Origin of the sequence: Pseudomonas sp. SDI, assembly GCF_003105155.1 — a bacterium.
Taxonomy (GTDB): Bacteria; Pseudomonadota; Gammaproteobacteria; order Pseudomonadales; family Pseudomonadaceae; genus Aquipseudomonas.
This window is the reverse complement of sequence record NZ_QETK01000008.1, coordinates 17,118-36,289: the sequence shown is the minus strand read 5'-3', so window position 1 is coordinate 36,289 and position 19,172 is coordinate 17,118. Positions and strand designations below refer to the sequence as shown.

The 19,172-nt window shown below is 55.9% G+C and carries 9 protein-coding genes; 3 read left to right on the top strand and 6 right to left on the bottom strand.

Annotated elements, in window-relative coordinates; all coding sequences use genetic code 11:
* The first annotated feature begins 189 nt into the window (after positions 1-189).
* The 3 genes from DCO48_RS07130 (at position 190) to DCO48_RS22560 (ending at position 1,584) form a co-directional block, all read left to right on the top strand.
* Positions 190-369, top strand: coding sequence for a hypothetical protein (locus DCO48_RS07130; RefSeq protein ID WP_116549893.1), 180 nt, complete (start codon positions 190-192; stop codon positions 367-369).
* An 88-nt stretch (positions 370-457) separates the two neighbouring features.
* Positions 458-934 carry a hypothetical protein gene (locus DCO48_RS07125; protein ID WP_176126889.1) on the top strand — a complete coding sequence of 159 codons (477 nt, stop codon included), beginning with the start codon at positions 458-460 and terminating at the stop codon, positions 932-934.
* A gap of 104 nt (positions 935-1,038) precedes the next feature.
* Positions 1,039-1,584: a hypothetical protein gene (locus DCO48_RS22560; protein WP_133247592.1), complete on the top strand. Its 546-nt coding sequence runs from the start codon at positions 1,039-1,041 to the stop codon at positions 1,582-1,584.
* 159 nt (positions 1,585-1,743) lie between these two features.
* On the opposite strand, the gene DCO48_RS07120 is transcribed toward DCO48_RS22560, so the two are convergent.
* The 6 genes from DCO48_RS07120 to DCO48_RS07095 all read right to left on the bottom strand — a co-directional run bounded on the left by DCO48_RS07120 (position 1,744) and on the right by DCO48_RS07095 (position 19,067).
* Positions 1,744-2,769, bottom strand: coding sequence for an AAA family ATPase (locus DCO48_RS07120; protein WP_116549892.1), 1,026 nt, complete (start codon positions 2,767-2,769; stop codon positions 1,744-1,746).
* Entirely contained in the window at positions 2,754-4,322 is a 1,569-nt protein-coding gene (locus tag DCO48_RS07115; RefSeq protein WP_116549891.1) for an ATP-dependent endonuclease, read from the bottom strand. The genes DCO48_RS07120 and DCO48_RS07115 overlap by 16 nt, the downstream gene beginning before the upstream one ends.
* A gap of 75 nt (positions 4,323-4,397) precedes the next feature.
* Positions 4,398-6,440: a hypothetical protein gene (locus DCO48_RS07110; protein ID WP_116549890.1), complete on the bottom strand. Its 2,043-nt coding sequence runs from the start codon at positions 6,438-6,440 to the stop codon at positions 4,398-4,400.
* A gap of 10 nt (positions 6,441-6,450) precedes the next feature.
* Positions 6,451-10,011, bottom strand: a complete 3,561-nt coding sequence (locus DCO48_RS07105; protein WP_256583990.1) for a helicase-related protein — start codon at positions 10,009-10,011, stop codon at positions 6,451-6,453.
* Between the two features lie 9 nt (positions 10,012-10,020).
* Positions 10,021-12,798, bottom strand: coding sequence for a hypothetical protein (locus tag DCO48_RS07100; RefSeq protein WP_116549889.1), 2,778 nt, complete (start codon positions 12,796-12,798; stop codon positions 10,021-10,023).
* Positions 12,799-12,800: 2 nt separating this feature from the next.
* Entirely contained in the window at positions 12,801-19,067 is a 6,267-nt protein-coding gene (locus DCO48_RS07095) for a hypothetical protein (protein ID WP_116550012.1), read from the bottom strand.
* Positions 19,068-19,172: the final 105 nt, after the last annotated feature.

The window sequence follows — 19,172 nt, the reverse complement described above, 5'->3', positions numbered from 1 at the left end:
AACGCAGCAGATGCGCTCCAGGCCTGCCTGCCTTGCAACCCATGAGGTTGACCGAACGCAACAAGCAGCCTGTAAAATGATCAAGCTCGTCGAATAAAGGGAGAATTTCAGTGCAAAGGAGGAGCGTGGTTCTGCAGAGAACCTTGACGTTCGCCATTCGGCCTAGCTACGCGGCCATTCGGAGACGACATGGCTAAAAAAGTCATCGCACCCTATGGGTTCGTGGCCGTGCCGCTGATCGCTCTTGGGGTGACATTTGCCGCTGATGGTGCCGCAGGCCAATCAGCTTTCGGGTACACCGCTGCAGGACTACTGGTGCCGGGTATCGCGCTGCTAGTGCTTGCAGTCAGGGATAGAATAAAAAGCTGAGTCGATTGCTCTGTGCTCACGTCTGGTCGTCAATTCATCTGGGTATGGATGGCGAGCCGAGCAGGGTTATGCGCAGAGCGATCAACGATTGATTCAGCGAATTTTGTTGAGGCTTGAGGGACGGATGGTTGGGCTAGTCGCTTTCTATTTTGTTGGTTCGCTGCTTGGGTTTTTCATTTATTTTTTGTGGCGTGGGGCCAGTGCGGTAACGCAGGGCCCGCAGCCGTTAGAAGAATGGCAACTGCCTGCTGGTCGCATTCATCTGTTCTCCGGTGATCGCTATTTCGATAGCAGCCTGACTAACGCCTATGAGCATCCGGAATTGAACTGGGCAGATGGCCGGATCGGCTGCGGATACGCCGTGGATCTTCAGGCAAGACCTGAGCTTCAGGTGGCCTTGATCGGTACTATCCAAATCTACAAGCCTGAGTGGAACAGAGGGCATGCGGCGGTGATCCTGGATAATCAGGTTTTACAGGGCTTAGGGCTGCCGCTAGGAGGGCTTAACGATGAAGCACAGCAGCTGGTCAACCGCATTGTTCCAAAGCAGACGTTACGCGGTTAGTGACGCGCTGCACTCTGCCCAGGTGGCGTATCAGACTTTTGATCAGTCGTGCTGGTTCTGTCGTAAATGTGGTCAACGATGCTTTTAATGCGTAAGGGGTTTATGTGATTGTGACTCATGGGAGCGATGCCAAATTTGCCCCGTTGGCATTTTCGCTGAGTATTCACTCTGAAAAAATTGTGGCGTCGCTTAACGCCAACTCCGTCGATCCGACGAATTCGATCTTTTACTCAGCGGGTTGCGCAGTAGCGACTGCAGCCGTCGTCGCAGGTGGGCTCTCTCTGATGCTGCCCGTGTGGTTGAGTAGCGCGGCAGCGGTCTGGCCTGCTTACAAAAGCTTCATGCCTTTCAGGCTATATTTTGAAGAGAGCTATCCAAAGGCGCGCATGCAGGCCAACCGAGATTTGCTGGCGTCGGTCATTGATGAAGAGGATGTGCAGCGCTTTGCAACCGTAGCCGAGTCAGTGGTGCGACGCGAGTTTGGACAGCGTAAATGGGCAGTCAAAGCAGGTGGTCTTCTCAACCCGGAGAAGCCTGATCACTTGTCATACCTTGCTGCGGTGTTCACATTTGCTCCTGAATGTTGGCATTTGTGCACTCGTCGCGTCTATGAGTTACACGCAAGCGGTGCGTACAGCAGTACGCGCTAATCAGGGCTTGCGCCATTCAGGCCTTCGATAATTCCCGCCCGATGTTTACCGCGGGCTTTTTTGTCGGTTTGGTGGGGCCTACGGGTTGAGCCTCAGCGGTGGCCAAGACCTAAACTCCTTTCTGGGTAGGACAGGATGGTCAGCGCGACGTGTTGGCAACTACGACTTGTACTGCTTGAACAGCTTGTCGGGAGCTACATAAACGCTTCCGTGGGCGCGTGAGAATGCCACATACAGCTTGTTCTTGGTCTTGGCTACCGACTCGTGCAGCTTGCCCTCCTGGTACTGCTTCCAGGCCTTGGCACCTAGGATCACGCAGACATCGTTGTAATGGTCTTCACCCTTACTGGCGCCCCAGTTCTGGGAGTAGCAACCGTATTTGTGATGCTGCTCGTAGAACAGCTTCACCACGTTGTGATTGCTGTGAAGCTCGTCAGCATGCGCCTGGGTTTCGACATTGACGATGTCGGTGATCCGTTCTTCATGGGCGTCCATGTTGATCTGCAGCTGCACACGGATGAAGTCACAGACTGTCACGCCGCACCGCCAACTCTTGCTCAAAGTCACCTTGTCGACGGTGATCTTCGCGTCCTTGAATCGCTTCTCGTAGCGTGTGATGTCGTCATGCAGCGTGCTGTTCACCGAACCGTCACGGCTGGTATCAAAGGTATGCTGGTAGAAATCCCCCACGAATAGCATGTCTGCATTTGCTGCTGAGACAGCCAGTAGCAGGTTGAAGTCATGGCCTGCGAAGTCTTGTACCTCGTCGACATAGACGGCGTCATAGAACCGTTCGATCCTTGCTTTTACCGCGGGGAGCAGGCCCTTCGTTTCGATCAGCTTGGCCAGGCGGTTGTGATAAAGCCGACCACTGCTGTCCCGAAACCGCCTTGGGTCGGTCAGCGGGTAGCTGCGCTGCGGTGGCCGCCTGAAACTCAAGCCCCGGGTACCCATTTGCATCTGCATGTGGGGGCGGAAGCAGAACCCATGGAGGAAGGTGAAATAGGTCATCAAGCTGATGTTCGTGGGTAGGGAGCCGAACTTCTTGATGATGCTATTACGCAGATGCTTATGGTTGTTCTCCGTGTAGGTGATGATCAACGCGCGCTGCTCAAGGTTGAGGCTCTTGATCAGGTGCGTAGTCTTGCCCGACCCGGCGACCGCAAAAATTACTCTCTTATCCATGCGATCGCATCCTGAATGTACTGAGGGGCGACGAGCTCAGCTGCCTTTTTCGTCAGCAGTTCGAAGGCTGCATCAGCCTTGTTTTTGAGCATGTATTCCTGAACCGTGAGCTTCTTCCGTCCCGCGGCAAACAGGGCGTCACAGGTAGCCTTGTTGTCCAGGTACAAACCAATCTCAAAGGTTGAGCGATCGTTGTCGGAGTCGGCGAAGATACAGGCGCGGTCGTACAGGCACCCGTCGTAATTGTCTACGCAGTGTTGCTGGTGGTTGCCATCGTTGTCGCGGATCGCCGCCACCTTGATGCCGAGTAGCTTGCCGAGTTCCAAGTAGCGCTTGAAGCTGGTACCGCCGATCGAGATGATGTGCACTTCATCAGACTGAGGCGTTCTACCGTCGGTGTGCTGCTTGTACATCTCCTCGATCAGAATGAACTCTGCATCGCCCTCGACCAGGATGACTTTTTTTGAAAGTGCAAACTCAAGGACGTTGTTGTCCGGGGCTTTCATGAAGAAATTGGCCGTTCCATCCGACAAGGCTTTAAGCCGCCCGGTTTTCTGTCCCTCACCCAGCAACAGCGCATGGCGCAGGTCAAGGCGAGAGCTTATGTGGCTGCTGTGGGTAGCGATGAACAGCTGGGTACCGGCAGTGTTGGCTAGCTTTTCCACCAACATTTTCATCTTGGTGTGACTTAGGTGGTTCTCCGGTTCTTCAAGGAGGAGGGCATTGAGTTCGCCTCTGGCCTCATGTTTACGTAACGCGAACTCCGTCTTGATGAAGCATTGTTCGCCCTTGCCGCGATTCTCGATCGGGATGCCTTCTTTCGTGATGATCAGGTCGGTTTCGAGGTTCGACCGGATACTGCTCCGCACGCCGAACTGGTAAGCACCCAGGCCCGCATTGAGCGCTGCAAGCTCTTGGTCGCGAAACGCTTCCTTGCCGCGGCGGTAGCGGTTTTCAAGGCTGTAGCGTTCGGGCGGCTCGGCGTTGAAGCTGAAGACGGTTCGAGTGTATTCCCGGGCGGCGTACTCGCTGTCGATGCGGGAGCTGTCGAGCAACAGGTGTTTTAGCGGGCGACGGTAGCTTACGTGCGGCGCGCCTGAGAAAGTGGAAAACTTCACCGTGTAATACTCGTAAGGGAAGTTGTCCGGATCATCTTTCAGCAGCTGGAGAATCGTGGGGCCGAACTCTTCCAGTAGCGGTGCTACTTCCATGCGGATGCCGTCGGTCATGGTGCCAGTGAGGTTCTGGGTTCCGTAAAGAGCCGGATCTTCACCTTCCTCCAGGTACACATCGACGATCAGTGTTGGAAGCAGCTCTAGCGTTTTCGCCCCTTGCTGGAATTTTTGCACTGCGCTCTGGGCAATCAGTGATTCGAAGCCGAGCGTTTCCGCACGGCTTCGGCTGGCACTCAGGGCAAGATCCAGCGCGAGCAGAACGCTGCTTTTGCCGGTCTCGTTGTCGCCAATCAGAACGTTAACGCCGCTGTCAAACTCAAGCGTCAGCGTGCCGAACTTTTTAAAATTTTGCAGCACCAGCTTTTTGATTGCAGGCATTGTGGTTACCTAGCTCAGAGACACATGGGGTGGTTGGTTTCGTGTTAATACACTGCGAATCTTCTTGGGCATCGATTAATGCTTGTCCCAGTAGCCTTTGCGAATGATCAACGAGCCCTCTCGGTTAGCCGGGCCGCCGTGAATGTACGCCCGGGACAAGCCTTGGTTGAACGTCTCGCAACCAATCTCTATCTGGACGCAGCCGCTGCATGCATTACCGACGTCTGAGCACACCGGGTCGAATGCGCAGTTGAAGGCAAACATGCTCGCGTCATCAAACCAGGGTTTCAGGTAGTGCTGGAATAGAGTCAGCAGTCCGCCCGCGGTGTAATTTTGCACGGAAGACACATACAAGATGACCGACAGATCCATGGGGATCAGGTATTCCTGGATGCTCTTGGAGTCGTAACCGGTATGGCGGCGCGCTGTCAGCATGAGTGCGTGGCTGATCGAGTGCAGCAGGTTGAAGGGCGCACCCTCTTCAGGTGAGCGTGCCGGAATCTCCCGTGCTGCCTTGCCAGGGTGCATGGCCAATACATGGTAGCGGCTTAGCAGATAAGCATGACTGCGTGCTTTATCGGCAAGCACAGCATCACCTGGTGAGTCCAGGAATGCCGAGTCGACACACCAACGCAGCACCTTGCGAGGATCGAGGCGTATCCACAAGGCTTCGGTTTTTGCAGACATTGCGTAAATGGACGTTTTACCTTTCATCGCTTCGTCGACGCGATCGGCAAAGGCGTTGAGCATGACCGGAGGCGCGTCCGGGATAATCGACGGTGCACTTCGCTCGCGCGAATAGCCCAGCGTGGCCAACACCACGCGCAAGTCGGGTATGTGGGTAATCGAATCGATCCCGTATCGCTGCTGAACACTCTGCCATTTAGCTGCCAGCAGATCCTTTAGCGAGATATCCGTCGTGTCCTGGATCTCCTGCTCGATTGTTCTGCCTTGCACATCATGGGGCAAGAACACGGCTTCGAGGCTGCGCCGATTGCTGACCAGTTCGATCAGTGTGGTGAGCTCTGGTATCAAGTCGCGCACGGCACTGAAGCTGCCGGAAGACGCTGCGAGTTTACCTTCGATCTGGGCGACCTCCTTGCGGGCAGAGTCGAGAACAAGGGCCAGGTCTTCATTGTCTTCGGCCATCACTTCAAGCTTGGCAATGCTGGCTTTCTTTCTCTTCAACAGCGTCCGCAGCGCTGCTTGTTCATCTGCATCCCCCACGTTGGCTGAGAGCATCATTGAGAGTCTTTGCTCAAGCTCCCGCCCAGACATTCTTTTTAGCAATGTCAGAGCCACGCCTTCAGCAATATCCGTGGCCATGCCTTCCGCGCCTTCTAGGGCGCCCTGCAAGCATTGAAGAAGACTCGCGATCAGCTTGCCTCTGTCTTCGCTAAGCGCAATGTACTGAGTGCTCTGCGCGTAGAAAGACTCACCACTGGTCAACGGTGTTCCACGCTTCTGGATTTCAGTGCCAAATGCTGCGCTGCACGCCGGGCAATCGTCTTGATGTGAGCTAGAAAGCTTGTCTCCCGTTTCTACGTCGATGAACGATGAATGGAAGAATGAGCCGGCATCTCGGTAACCAATGTTGGTCGATCGGCGCGCAGCGTGTGGGATGTAGACCGGATTCACGTACCCGCAGCGGTGTACCGAAACGTAAGGCAACTGGATCATCTCGCCTGAGCAGCTTGGGCGCTTGCAAGGGATGAAATCCCGGCCATTGTGCGTCTTGATCCGGGCCTGCATTTTGGCGAGCGTCCGGTCATCGGCTTCACGGGAGTCGTAAAAATCAAGTACCCGACACCGTTTGCAGGTGAGGATCAGCGGCGCCGGAGAGACGAAAATCTCGGAAGGGGACTGAATTTCCAGCCGCTTTTTTTCCGCGGCGGTCAGAAACGTAGGGTCTACCTGGCCGCCTGCGCTCTCCCAGTCATGTACGAATGTCAGAACGGCTTCGCGCAGCTGTTCCTTATCAACGCCCTCCAACACTGACCCGCTGTTGTTGAGGATACCCATGACGCGCCCGTAGGCCTGATTTCGAAGGCGTGTAAAGGCGCCAGGGAGGAAGGCTTCCCTGAAGAGGCGGCTGCGGCTCACATATTCCTTGTCCATTTTTCCTTCCTTACCTGGCCAATGCTATGAATACCTGATCAGCCGAGCTGTTGACTGGCTTTATCAGGATCTGGTTTTCGATGTCGCGGAACGAGCGGAACGGGGCATACCCGAAGATATCGCCCAACGCCTCGCCCAATGTCTGGTCGTTCTTGCTTCCTGGCCACCGACCCAGTTCGAAGAGCGCGTTCTCGAGTCGCGAGTGCAACGCGGCGTCGAAGCCTGCAATGACTCGCGAATCGAAGGTGTTGCTCAGCGCTGCCGGAATACGCAGCGCATTGATTACAACGTTCTTGATTTCCGCGGCTGCGACCTTGCCGATGTCGCTGCGCAGCAGCGCGACCAGGTCGTTCACCCTGTGGCTCAAGTCACCGCCCCATTTTTGTTGAGGAGCCCAGTTGAGCAAAACCGCCGACATGACCCCGGGCAACGTCCTGTCGATGATGTTCGGGGCGAACCGGTTGATGGGTACCGAGTCCACCAGCCGATCAAGGAAGGTGTGGTAGTCACCGAAGTTCATGAAGACACCAGACTCGAACAGCTGATGTGATGACAAAACGCAGAGCACGATTCCCGGGTGCACACGTCCACTCCGAGCCGAAGCCTGGATGTACTCAGCTGTCGATTTTGGCCAGCCAGCGACGATCATGAAGTTCAGTTCTGCGATGTCGACGCCGTGCGACACCACGCTGGTTGCAATGATGTGCCGACAGGTGTCATCGGCATGCTTGGTTTCAACATGGCGAATGGCATCGAGGATCATGTCCAGACGCGTTTCACCGTCCAGTAGCCGTGCTTTGCGTTCCGCGGTGGACTTGCCATTGACCTCTTCCATATACCGCATGATTTCGGTGATGCTGCGCTTGCTGTTCGCGTACACCAGGTCGGTATTCAGGTTTTTCTCGATATAGCGCAGGGCGTCCTGAGTCTGGCTTGCGGTCAGGCCGATCGCCTGGAGCAGCTGTGCGTCACCGCTCGCAAGTCTGGCTCGCCAGTCATCTACCTGATCCAGGAAACGGGAGCTTGCTTCGGCCACCGCTTTCATAGCGACACGGCCACGACCAATAGGAAGAATCCCAGCAAACCAACGCCGAATCAGAGGTGATCCTGTTTCTTGATCCTTCGCCTTTCGGGCATAGAACGACTCACCTTGATTCACACCTGGCGCAGGAAACCGAGCCGCGTTACGCAAATAGAGGTGATGGATGTGGTCTTCAAAATCTTTGATGGTCGCTGTTGCGGAGAGCACCTTGGGCGCTCTGCCGCCGTGACTGATCTGCAGGGTGCTAAGCAGTGTCTCGTAGTGAGCGTCAAAGTTGCCCAAGGATTCACGCAGCAAGTGCAGCTCATCTTGTACCAGCAGTGAGAAGCCTGGGTCTTTCATGGCGGGGAGGGGCACTACCCTGACGATGCTGGTGCGGGTGTTGTTGCCGCAGTCGAGCGCCTCCCATTTGTCAGCCCGTCGCTCTATCCGTCGATGCTGGCATTTGGATTTCTGGGAAAATCCGTGCTCCGGACAGAAGAACCGCGCGCCCCCAAAGAAGTTCACGAAGCGTTGGTTGTGGCCGATGACCGCGAGTTTGTCCACCGTTCCTACCAGTACCGAAGGCAGGTACCGGTAGCACTCCTCGTCCGAGACGTAGATACCGATTTCGCCTTGAATACCCTGTCCGTGTTCTCCTGGTTCAGCTGCTGAATTTGACCAGCATTGCGAATTGCCGCAGACATGTTTGATACGGGCCCGCGCCATATCGGTCGCAATGCTGATGGATCCGGCGGTGCCGCAGTAGGGGCAATCAGAGATGAATTGGTAGGATTTTAGGCGCTCGTCACTGAAGGATGGCAGGAACCCTTTCTGTACGTCTTCGCCATAGGTGCTACTAACACGGTTTGGCGTACCTTCTCCTGTGTAGTAGCCAATCGTGAATGGCCAGCCACCAAGGCGCTCCCGCTGGCGCAACATGTTGGTCTGGGCTAGCACATAGGAAAGGCGTTGGAACTGCTGAACCGACAGCATCCGCAACGGAAACCTGAGCCATGCAGTCGTGCCGAAATCGCGTCCTTTCAGCCGACCATAAAGCAAAGCCATGCTGATGATCCCGAGGTAGGCCTCGGTCTTCCCGCCACCTGTGGCGAACCAGAGAACATCCGCTGTTTCCATGCTGCCTCGTATCTCTGCTGAGGTGGCGTGCCTTTCGTAGATTGAGCGGATCTGGGAAAGAATGAATCCGAGCTGGAACAGGTGCCATCCGGTAAACCTTTTCCCCTGGACTTTGATGGCGGCGCCCATTGCTTCGTTCATCCACTGGAAGCACCGCCGCAGGTCGTCATGGTTGCGCAGTAGTTCTACACCATCGCGAATGCGGCTGGTTTCCTCCTGAAAGGCAAGTCGGTCAGCGATGGCCACATCTCTGTCCGCCATCAGGCCCGCTGACTCAAGCGTATTGATACGCAACGCCCACTCATCAAGGTAGCGTTCTTGCGTCCTCAGAAAGCTGTCACACACTAGCAGCGGATCGCGCGCGAGCATGTCATAACTTGGGGCGTAGTCCATTCCCACTTCGGCAGGAGAGGGGGCATCAACCCGTGGTTGCGCGGAAGTAGGCATGCCGTCTGTCATGAATAGCTTTTCTGCCACCTCTACAACCGCGCAACTGATGCCATAGCCTGGGAGGCCGTCATCATCCCGGTAACGATACTCTTCCGGCTGCAGGCGATGGGGAACCTTGTAGTTCTGGCCGGCAACAAGCCGGGTAACCAAACGGGCGTCCAGTAAGTAAGGTGAGTCGACACCGAATGCCCGGGCATATTCGGTGGTGGTCTGGTTCTCCAGGAAAACTTCCAGCAGGAAGCTGCCGTGGGCGTTGGTACCGAAGGCTGATGGAGTAGGGCGCAGTCGTGCCCTCAGGTTAACCGTGTAATTGAGGATCGCAGTTCGGTCACTGGCGATTTGTTCAAGCACCGTGCGGTTCAGGCTCGCCTGATCAGCAAGAGCGGTATCGCTCCAGTTGAACCCGAATCTTGCGTTGCCATTCCCATTCGTATGGCAGCGTCGCATGACACGGGGATCGCTGAGCCAGCGCTGTTGCTCAATCGTGAGTACCTTGGAGATCGCGGCTTGCCCTGAGACCCATTCATTGGGTTTGCGAGGATCAAGATCAAGCAGGATCGATGAGAAACTCACCGTGTACCGTTTGAATGCCAAAGGCAAGGTCTGGGCTCTTTTGGGGGAGCCTGCATCAAGCACCAGATTTTCTACCACGCTGCGAAGTTCCGGCGTATAGCGATGCACCACATCGAACTGCCCGCTCAACTCGCATTTAATGCAGCCCTCTTCATCGGGCGATACCAAGAGCACGATACCGATTGAGTTTGGCGGCTGCGGGCCGGTATAAGCTGGGTCGGGAGCAGCGCCCAGGCAACCAACCAGGCTGACGCGGCTGGGCTCAAGCCCGTCATACAGCTTGCCTTCAGGCGGAAGCACATCCACGTCCTTGTCACTCAGTCGCAGGCGAATCTCTTCAAGAAACGCAGCCGTCAGGCTCATTTCTTCCCGGTAGTTTAGAGACATGGTTCGTCCTTAAGATTGTGTTGTTTCCAGGTGTTTGCCGGCGTGGTGGATCACCAAGAGCTTGTCCTCCGCATCCCAATCGAAATGAATGCGCAATGTAAGTGCAGGGTCACGGGCCCGGCCAAGACGGAAGTGCCTGTTCAAGTCTGCGGGCTTACCTTTGTACTGCCGGTTGTCTGCGAACATCCCCATTGTCACGGCAGACATCTTGGGCTCGAAGCTGATGTTCTCCTGCTTGAAGTGCTCAAGCACATCATGCAGCCGCCCATTTCGCTCGCTGTAGTGCTCGTAGAGCTTGGTGGCCATGAGTGACAGGCAAGAACGGAATTTGCCGTAATCCCGGTACACCGAATCACGCATCGACTTGATGGCTGGATTGGTCATGCAAAGGCGCCCTGGGTGGGCGCTTGCGACTTGATTGGCGATGTCGATCAAATTGTCCGTTCTCGCCGAAATTACCTGAGTGGCCGCAGCTCGGATTGAGGTGACAGTCCCTACCTCAATCATGTCGTCAAACGCCTTTCCGTCGATTGTCAGTTCGCCAATCTCGACGGTGGTTGCACCCTTGCCGCGCTCTAGAATTGCTTTGCGAAGCTGCTTACCAACCTGCTGGTGAGCAACGCGCACTTGCTCAATGCCGTTGGCGACGTAATGGGCTGATCGCTCGGGGGTCTTGGCGCCAGAAAGTCGTGCGAACACGGATATCGCCGCCCGATCGCGGGGGCCATAGACCTTGTGTCGGAACCAGTTGCCGACCGTTGCGTCGCACACCTTTACCTTTTCCTTGCGAAGCTGGATCTGCACCTGCGCCACAGTCATTCGAGCGGAAACGCTATCGACCATGGTTTTCCAACGGTTGGCAGCTCGGAGAAACTGTTGCATACCTTCTGAAAGGGCCACCATCTCAAAAAGCTGTTCTTGCGTGGCGATTCGCTCATCGACATGGCGGAGCAGGATGATCTGATCGCCCTCAGTCAACTCTTCTGCCGGTGTTGGATGAATTTCGTCATCTCGCAGGACGAGCACCGGGCGGGTCTTGCTCCAAGGCAGTTCAGTGTGAGCCCCTTCAAGTGTGATCCAGATCAGATCCGGTGCGAGTGCATCACCGTTCTGAGCAGGTGCACATGGTTCAACCGGCTCCTCCAACAGCAACTCCAGCCAGTTATCGAATGCCATGTCCAGTGGTACGGAAACATGGCGTTCCTTGGGGGGATAGACGCTGGAATCAGCAGGGGTCAGTCTTTCAAGGGCCAGCGATTGATCCAAGGTGCGTAAATCCTCGCACCTGCGCTTATTCCATCCGAGCTGCCAGTGGGTCAGTTTGTCACCCATGGGGCAGCTTTCTACACCGTGCTTTGCCCACCATAGGTGGAGCATGCGCTGCACAAACGGCTGTTCATACTCGTACGCCGGTACAATCAGACGGCTGCAGGGTGTAGCTAACCAGTGCTGACGACTTGGCCAGAGCATGCCGGTGATGATGACTTCGTCTACAGCAGAGCGGAACTGGCGATATGCTTTAACGCCGTCCATGGCCGTAATCTGAACAGTACTGCTCCATCCTTCGACAAGCTCGTTGTCAAACCAGGCTTCCAGCGCTGCGACTTCATGCTGGCTGCCGCATAGAACTAGGGTTTGTCGGTTGGCCGCGCACGAACTGGACAGGTGATTGAGCAACCATCCGGCTTTGCCGGCAACCGATTGCAAAAAGAGCGCGTGGATATCATCCAGTTGTTGAATCAGGTTGAGTGACGCGACGTCTGACTCTCCGTACAGACCGCTGCCTTTTTTAGCGATCTCAAGCCATCGTTCCAGGCAGCGAACAGGAAACAGCCCCGGGCGTGTCGCTGCCTGTAATGCACCTTCCAGGAAAGGGAGTGGCACGGGCAGTTCGTTCAGGCTCCGAAAGACCTTTCCCACGATGGCCAGTCGATCCTTCAGCACGGAGTCTTTACGATCGAGGTCGCGGCGAAGGGCGAAGAACCGGTCGGCTATCTGCCCCAATTCGTGATTTGCCCTACGATCCTGAATGACCGACAGCTGGAACTGGCTATTGGCCGCAGGCGCCTTGGCCAGTGCAGCTTTATCGCCCAGCCTCATCAGCCATAGATGACTCATCGTCCCGTTGGATCGCATTTTGTCCAGGGACTCACCATCACCGAGGGACAGGAGCGTGATCCGGGGAATCTCAGGGAAGGACTCAGACAGTGCGCTGTCCACGGCAGCGGCATTGTCATTACCGCCACGCGTACCGTCGATGACCAGGACGAAAGGCTTGCTGGCTTTGCTGATCGTTTCGACCATTTCCATTACATCGGCGGAGCCGTCAACCACCAGGGTTTCTGAAGCGGACTTCTTATGGCGCTTCAGGTCTGCTGCTCGGAGTACTCGCGCGCGCAAGGCAGCTACCCTCGACAGATCCTGGTAACCGACCCGGGGACGGGAGATAAACACGATGTCTGGGCATGTTTCCATATTGGCTGGGTTGAGCCACGGCGAGCGTATACCACCCTGTAAGGCATCCCAGCGGATTCGGTTCAGGTACACCATCAAACGGGTGAGCCCTCCACCACTCATCAGCGGCAAGGCTATCGCCACGGACTGACCGTACTTCAGCGCACGCCCAACCAGCGCCATACTCGCGCATTCCGCAGCGTCGGGGGCCTGCAACTTGATCGATGACCAGGCATCGGCGCCGGGCTGGAGCAGTTCACTTGCTGGGACAGCTCCCCACGCACCCTGCATGACCCGCACCCAGCCAATTGGTGGTGTTGTTTGCTGGGTCATGATCAGGCCTTGGACTCTTGAGGGGCCTTGATGAGCAGTGCAGCCTTGATGCTCAGCGGAATGCGGTAGTAATTTTTCTTCATCGCCCCGCGGCACGGAATAACAATGCGCAAGCGAGTCAGCCAACGCAGCGCTTGCTGTGGGTCAACATCGCCGTAGTCATCCATGAGCCGTATCTCAAGGTCTTCTTCATCGAAGCGTTCCTCCTCGCAAAGTGCGCTCAGTACGGGACGCCCCCAGCTCACTGCGGTAACGCCAGCCTTGCTCAGGAACTCGTCCATGCTCTTGGGTTTGGCCTGCAGTAACGAGGTATAAGCCGCACCGAAAGCGTTCACTTTGACCACTTCGGTCTTTTTGTTCTTGGCGGCCAGCAGTCTGTCTAGAGAGAAGTACCAGCCTTGGCTGTACTCTTCCAGGATGTCGGTGGAGGTCGAAGTGTTCTCAAGGTTGAGCTTGTTCAGCAGGTGAGCCAACGCTGTCTTCTTCCAGATGTCCAAGGCAATGAAAGGCTGCATCGTCTCGCGCCCTTGGGTGAGCTGCGGATTCGACTCCCATTGCCATAGGGCACGCGGCGACATTAGGAAGATGACACGAACGCGGTGGCGTTTAGCATTGGTGTTCAGCCGCGCCTCGTGCGCAACATCGAGCAGATCCAGCATCATGCCAACAGGCTGATTACCGGTGATTTCCACAAAGAACATCACGTTTTTGCGAACGGCCTGGACATCAATGATCACATCTACCAGCAGCTTCTTGAACTCACTGGCGGAACTCAGATCCGTGTCACGCTTGTGGACAGGCGAATAGCGACCAGGCTTCTGATTTCTGTTGAGCGCTGGCTCTTCTTCCCCAATGGCCAAAAGCGATTCGACCATCCACTGAGGATCAAGGCCCAACGCTTCCGAGCCTGCGATAATGCCAACGGAGTAGTTCGAGGAACGGGCCTCAATCACGCCCAGCATGGGCTTGTCACGCACTTCCTCGCTGATGAGCAGCTTTTCGTCTCGCAACGTAAGCGGGGAAGGGCGCATAGCGTCGATCGGGAACGCATGTGCTGACAATGGATCGTTCTCATTGATTGCTTCAACCGCCGCCAACAACTTGTCCTCGATATTGGGCTGTCCTCCCACGAGGTTCATGATGTTGGCGTTGCGAAGGGCATACTCTTTGCCGCCCTCGGTACGACGCATGTATTGGAGAACGCCGAGCCCGCACAGCTCATCCAGGAAAGCTTCAAACTGTGCATCGGTCATCGGCTCAAAGATGTGCGGGGCCCACTCCTGGACGATGGATTTCGCACGGTTGGGGGAGAAGCTGCTGGTGCTCTGCGAAATCAGACTGTAGGCGATCAGCTTGTAGCGCAAGTCGAGGTTGAGCGTGATGTCAAAACGGTCGCAAATGAGCTGACGGATGTTCGGATCCTTACGGATCTGCTCAATGTCATCAGCCGTAATCATGACGGAGCCCACGCGGCGATTTGGGCGTGCGTTCAAGGCCAGGATCAGTTCATGGCAGACGATGTGAATCAGGCCAGGATGGCGGTTTGTTTCGACCAGAATCCTGTTCATCAGCAACGGGGATTCGAACTCGTAGCCCAGGTGCCCTAATGGTTCGCGAATCAGTTGCAGTGCCTCTGCCGGGCTCATGATCGAAACCTGGATTGCGCTGCCGAGCTGATGAAGCGGGTAGTTTGGCGCATCAGCGAACCGTCGGACGTTCTCCAAGCCTGCAATGACCACTTTGAACCTGCCATTGCTGTTGTTCACCAGTCCAGTGAGATCACGGAAGATGCGGAAGCCGTTGGCAGCATCGAGCCCCAGGATAGGGTCAATTTCGTCGAGACAGACCATCAGCGCGTCAGGATTGTCTTTGGCGAAGTACTCGCGCAGCTCAGCGATCATTGCGTCAGCGTCTACGGGATGGGAGTTCTTGATCAGCTGGCCACTGACAGCCGACTGATAGATCATCTGCCAGACGCGCTTGCGATGCTTTTCCAGCTCGTTGCCAGACAGATTCGCGCGGTCAAGGTCTCCATCCATTTGGTAGAGGAAGGCGTGGTGGCGTTGTGACGGGTTGTGGAAACGTCGCTGCGTCTCGTTTAAGAGCGTCGTTTTACCCAGCTGGCGACCACCGAAAATCATGGCGGCGCCATTGCGCATGGTGATCAGCGATTTGACGTCGCTCTGACGCCCGTAGCGCATCTCCGGCGGAGCGGGCTGCATCTGGTTGCCGGTGTACGGATTGCTGAATGTCCATGGCAAGCTGAGCTGCAGGAACGTTTTAAGACGCTGGTGATCCGGAGTTCCAAGCCCGGCAAGCATGGTCAGCATGACGGGGTCTATATGGAGCAGAGCATGCCGTTGCTGCTTGGAGAATTTGGCCAGCTCGTTGCGATCATCGTTCGAAAGCTCCTTGGCTGAGATGAGCACCGTACGATCATGCAGGAACTGGGTCTGCTCGGTGAGCAGCACCTTCAGCTCCGAGAGCGCCCAATCGCCGTTAGCCAGCAATACGTTGATGGCTTGTTCTTCGGATTTCTGGTTGAAGAACACAATGCCTCGCCCGGTGTCGCATCGCCTCACGTTCAAGGTGAGATGTGCAATGCGGCTTCGCGCGGAGAAGGCTGTGCGCTGTGCCGTTGCGGCGCTGAAGGATGGTGTTACAGCCTCCAGGCCCAACGCTGCCAGAATATGCACAAGCTCGTCATAGGTTGTTTTATCCAGCGTCTTGATCCGGCGACGCAGGTTGATCAACCCTTCAAGAGCCTGCTTGAAGTGGGTAGGCAAGCTGTCCAAAGACAGCCCGCTCACAGTCGAACCGGAGAGGTGGCGAACCACTTCACGAGGATTATGGTTCTCGCTCAGCAGAGCATGGAGCTGAGTTTCAAGCGAGAGGAAATGCTTTAACAGCTCAGTTCCCGTCTCTGTCTCGCTCTGCAGCGGCTCGCCTTTGTCCAGAGAGTGCTTGAGGTGCTCCAGCATCTCTTCTGCGACGGTAGTGTCATGCGTATTGAGGGCCGAGCGAATTTGCTCCATCCAGGCAGCAGGTATCCAGTCAACCCCGCGGTCGACCAGGGCTTGATTGACAAGTGCCTCCAGAGACGCCTCAAGCTCCACCTTTTTGGCCGTGAACTTGTTGACGATGCTGGATTCGAGGTCATCCAGGCTGCTGTGAATCTCGCTTAGGTCATCCAGCACTCGCAGGTTTTTGAGCTGATCCTGAAGGTGCTCCAATTCACCGCGCAACTGATAGTGCCGCTCATCGTCAATCAGCGAAGCAATGTTTGCGTTATCCAGCAGTCCTCTCATCTGGTCACTGCGGATATTGCAACGGTGAACCTCCTCCAGGAACAAGCGCTTGATCGCTTCGATGCTCTGCGCCTTTGAGCCTTTCTTGCTGTCCTGAGCATTGAGCGTCAGCAATAGCGCATGTCGGAAGTTCTTGTTCTCAAGAGCTTCGCTCGCGAGCGTCGAATCGTCCATTCCCTGCTCAAGCAGATGGGTGAGCAGCGTCAATTGATGGGCGGGCGTGTCATCTGCCGACGTGGCCAACCATTCCGTCGGCCATTGGAGCCAGCCCGTGATTCGAGAGACCTCCCAGATGGTTTCATCATGCCGCTCGCCGACTTTGCTCAAGCGTTGGAGCACGGTCATGGCAAGGTGTAGACCTGCCTGGTGCTCCGGATCTTCTGTGCTTTGGAAACGTTGCGACAAGTGAGTGGTGGCCGCACTGAGCATCGTAAGGAAGCGAGGCGCGAACCTGGCAACCTCACTGGTACGCTGGCCCAGGAGCGTATGACCCTCGACCCACTGATCTGCAACCTCAACGATCTCGTCAATCGATCGAAGGAACCAATTTCTGGCGTTACCCTCGATCTGAGGGGCAGCAGTGCTTTCATTCATCATCTTGTGAATTTCAGCGGCCATCAGTCGGAACTGCTCGTCTTTGTCTCGGTACTGATCGACGAACGCGCGCACTTCATTGATTCGAGATGCATCGTCCTTGACGATGCTCTGGTAGGTGAGCTCGAAATCGTCGCGCCCCAAGCACTCTTTCATCGCTTTACGGGCTGGGGCCCAACCCGTCTGTTTGTTCAGAATGCGGTCTTGCCACTCGACGAGGCGCGCGGCCAGCTTGTCGCGCAATTCCTTATCGTTGCTTGTAGGTTGCTCGCGTAGGGCATCCATATCCAGTCGGATGTTATGGCTAGAGAAGCTGACGACCTCGTCGATCAACTTGGCAACAGGGCCGTCGAAGTAGCCCGCAACGGATGCGAGCAAGCGTGACGCATTGGTCATTACGCCGCAGAACAGGGTGGGCTGCAGAGTGGCGGCTAACACGAGGTAGGGGACGATGCGTCCACCTGGGCGTCGATAGATCCAGCTCTCGATGATCTCGGAGGACAGCTGATGCAGGTTTTGCTGAACCCGAATTACCGTTGCTGTGTCGCCACGCCACACGTGCATGCCGTGGTAGGCTGACTGCACCAACGGCAGCGACAACAGATCGCCGGCCAGATGCATGCGTCCTGCGATTTCTAATGTCTTGCTGGCCAACGGCAGTTGGCCGCTCTTGATCCACAACAATGCGATGTTTTCGACTGCGATTGCAGGAACGACATTCATCGTTTGTCTGCAGTCCTCCAGGCGCTCACGGGCCGCAGTAGGGGTGGTGTAAAACTGCGAGACATTGACTTCTTCTTCAGCCGGATCAGACGGGGGGAGTTCCTCTGGCTCAGCTGCTACGACGGTGGCCAGACCCGTAGCGATTGTCTCATCTAACGCAGCGTGTCCAGGCAGATCAGGCTCAGAGGTGATTTCATCTGCCGGCTCACAGTCGGCTATCGGCTCTGGCACCTCGTCAAGGTTGGGTTCTTCACCCATCACACTGTCTAGATCTACATCTGCCACCAGCGGCGTATGCGCTGTACCGGGCTCACTGACCTGTTCCACGATCGGCTCAGAGGGTGACGGCATAGGAGCCACATCAGGCAGGGTAGGGATAGGTGGCTGTTCGGGAGTATAACCCATTGCCTCCCAAGCCTTGAGCGCCGAGCGTGCCGTCGGATGGTAGTCATCAGGTGTAAGAGCGACGTCTCGGTCGTCGGCGTCGAGGGATTCAAGTCGGTAACCTGGAGGTAGCAAAAGATCGCAGCCTTCCTGTTCGACCTCCTGAAGCTGTCGCTTGATTCTGACTCGAGACTCTTCGGCTTCAGCAATACTGTTGCGCAGCTCGGACTTCTCGCGGAAATTTGCGACTTTGAGCTTTTCATTGAAGCCTGTGAGGTCGCTTTCGATGCGAACCGTAACCGCTTCGGTTTGAAGCAGTCTCTCCTTGATTTCAGTCGATCCTATCTCGCGCTCCTCCGCCAGGTCGGTCAGGAAGGTTTCTGACACTTCCTCCTGCAGCTGTTCATTGAAATACTCCAGCCAAGCTGTTTTGAACGCTTTCAGGAACTCGACGTCCAGGAAGTCTTGAAGGGCCAATTCTTGGCCGATTTTGATCAAGACATCGATGCACTCGGCGAGGATTTTTCGAACCGAGTCCTCGCTCAGCGCGTACTCCTGCCTCAGCCGAGGAAGGTTGGAGGTGATCAGCGCTTCGATCTGCTCGGCATAGTGAAGGTTGCCTGCATCCGCCTTTGCCTGCTGAGCCAGCTGGAACAGCTCACTGTAGAGGCCAAACAAGCTCAACGGAGCGCTTGGATTTTCCTCTGACGTTGACGGCTCGGCTACCTGCTGCGCCTGAGGGGCGTCATCTGACAAGACGTGATCGCCGACGCTCCTGGTTTTCTGCTCATCTTCCAGCAGGGCAGTGTAATACCCCATCAGCGCGGGCTGACGGGTGATGAAAATGCCGAGCAGCTCATTGCTAAAAGGCGTTGCTACTGCATAGGCACCGTCTGCAACAGCGATCTTTTCATCCGCACTGAGGTCATCCCACCTTGCCAACTGATCCAGCAACAGAGCAACCATGCCGCCCAATTGCTTGATGTAGGTGCGCCCCTGAATGAACTCGCGTAAATCGGCATCCCATTTTTTAGCGGTCTCTACCCATGCGAGTTGCTTTTCGAGCAAGCCGTCCAGCGCATCGCGGTCTTCCTGGGACAAGGCATCGAAGCGTTGTGCGATTGCACCTTTGGGGTCGTGCCAGCTCTCATCGAATTTGCTGAAGATCACCCGCTCCCAGCTATGGAACCCCGCAATACTTTTTGATTTTTTAAGCAGTCGTTGTTGAGCGTTGAACAAGTCCTGAAGCAGTAACTTCAATCGTCCACAAGACGTGGCGTGGAAGTCCATCACTCGCAATCCGGGCTTCACATTTGCCTGCTCTCGCCGGCGGATCGCGCGAGTCATGCCGATGATCCGCTCAAG

Coding starts and splice junctions, on each gene's coding strand:
- DCO48_RS07130 (WP_116549893.1), top strand. CDS start 190: ATGGCTAAAAAAGTCATCGCACCCTATGGGTTCGTGGCCGTGCCGCTG.
- DCO48_RS07120 (WP_116549892.1), bottom strand. CDS start 2,769: ATGGATAAGAGAGTAATTTTTGCGGTCGCCGGGTCGGGCAAGACTACG.
- DCO48_RS07115 (WP_116549891.1), bottom strand. CDS start 4,322: ATGCCTGCAATCAAAAAGCTGGTGCTGCAAAATTTTAAAAAGTTCGGC.
- DCO48_RS07110 (WP_116549890.1), bottom strand. CDS start 6,440: ATGGACAAGGAATATGTGAGCCGCAGCCGCCTCTTCAGGGAAGCCTTC.
- DCO48_RS07105 (WP_256583990.1), bottom strand. CDS start 10,011: ATGTCTCTAAACTACCGGGAAGAAATGAGCCTGACGGCTGCGTTTCTT.
- DCO48_RS07100 (WP_116549889.1), bottom strand. CDS start 12,798: ATGACCCAGCAAACAACACCACCAATTGGCTGGGTGCGGGTCATGCAG.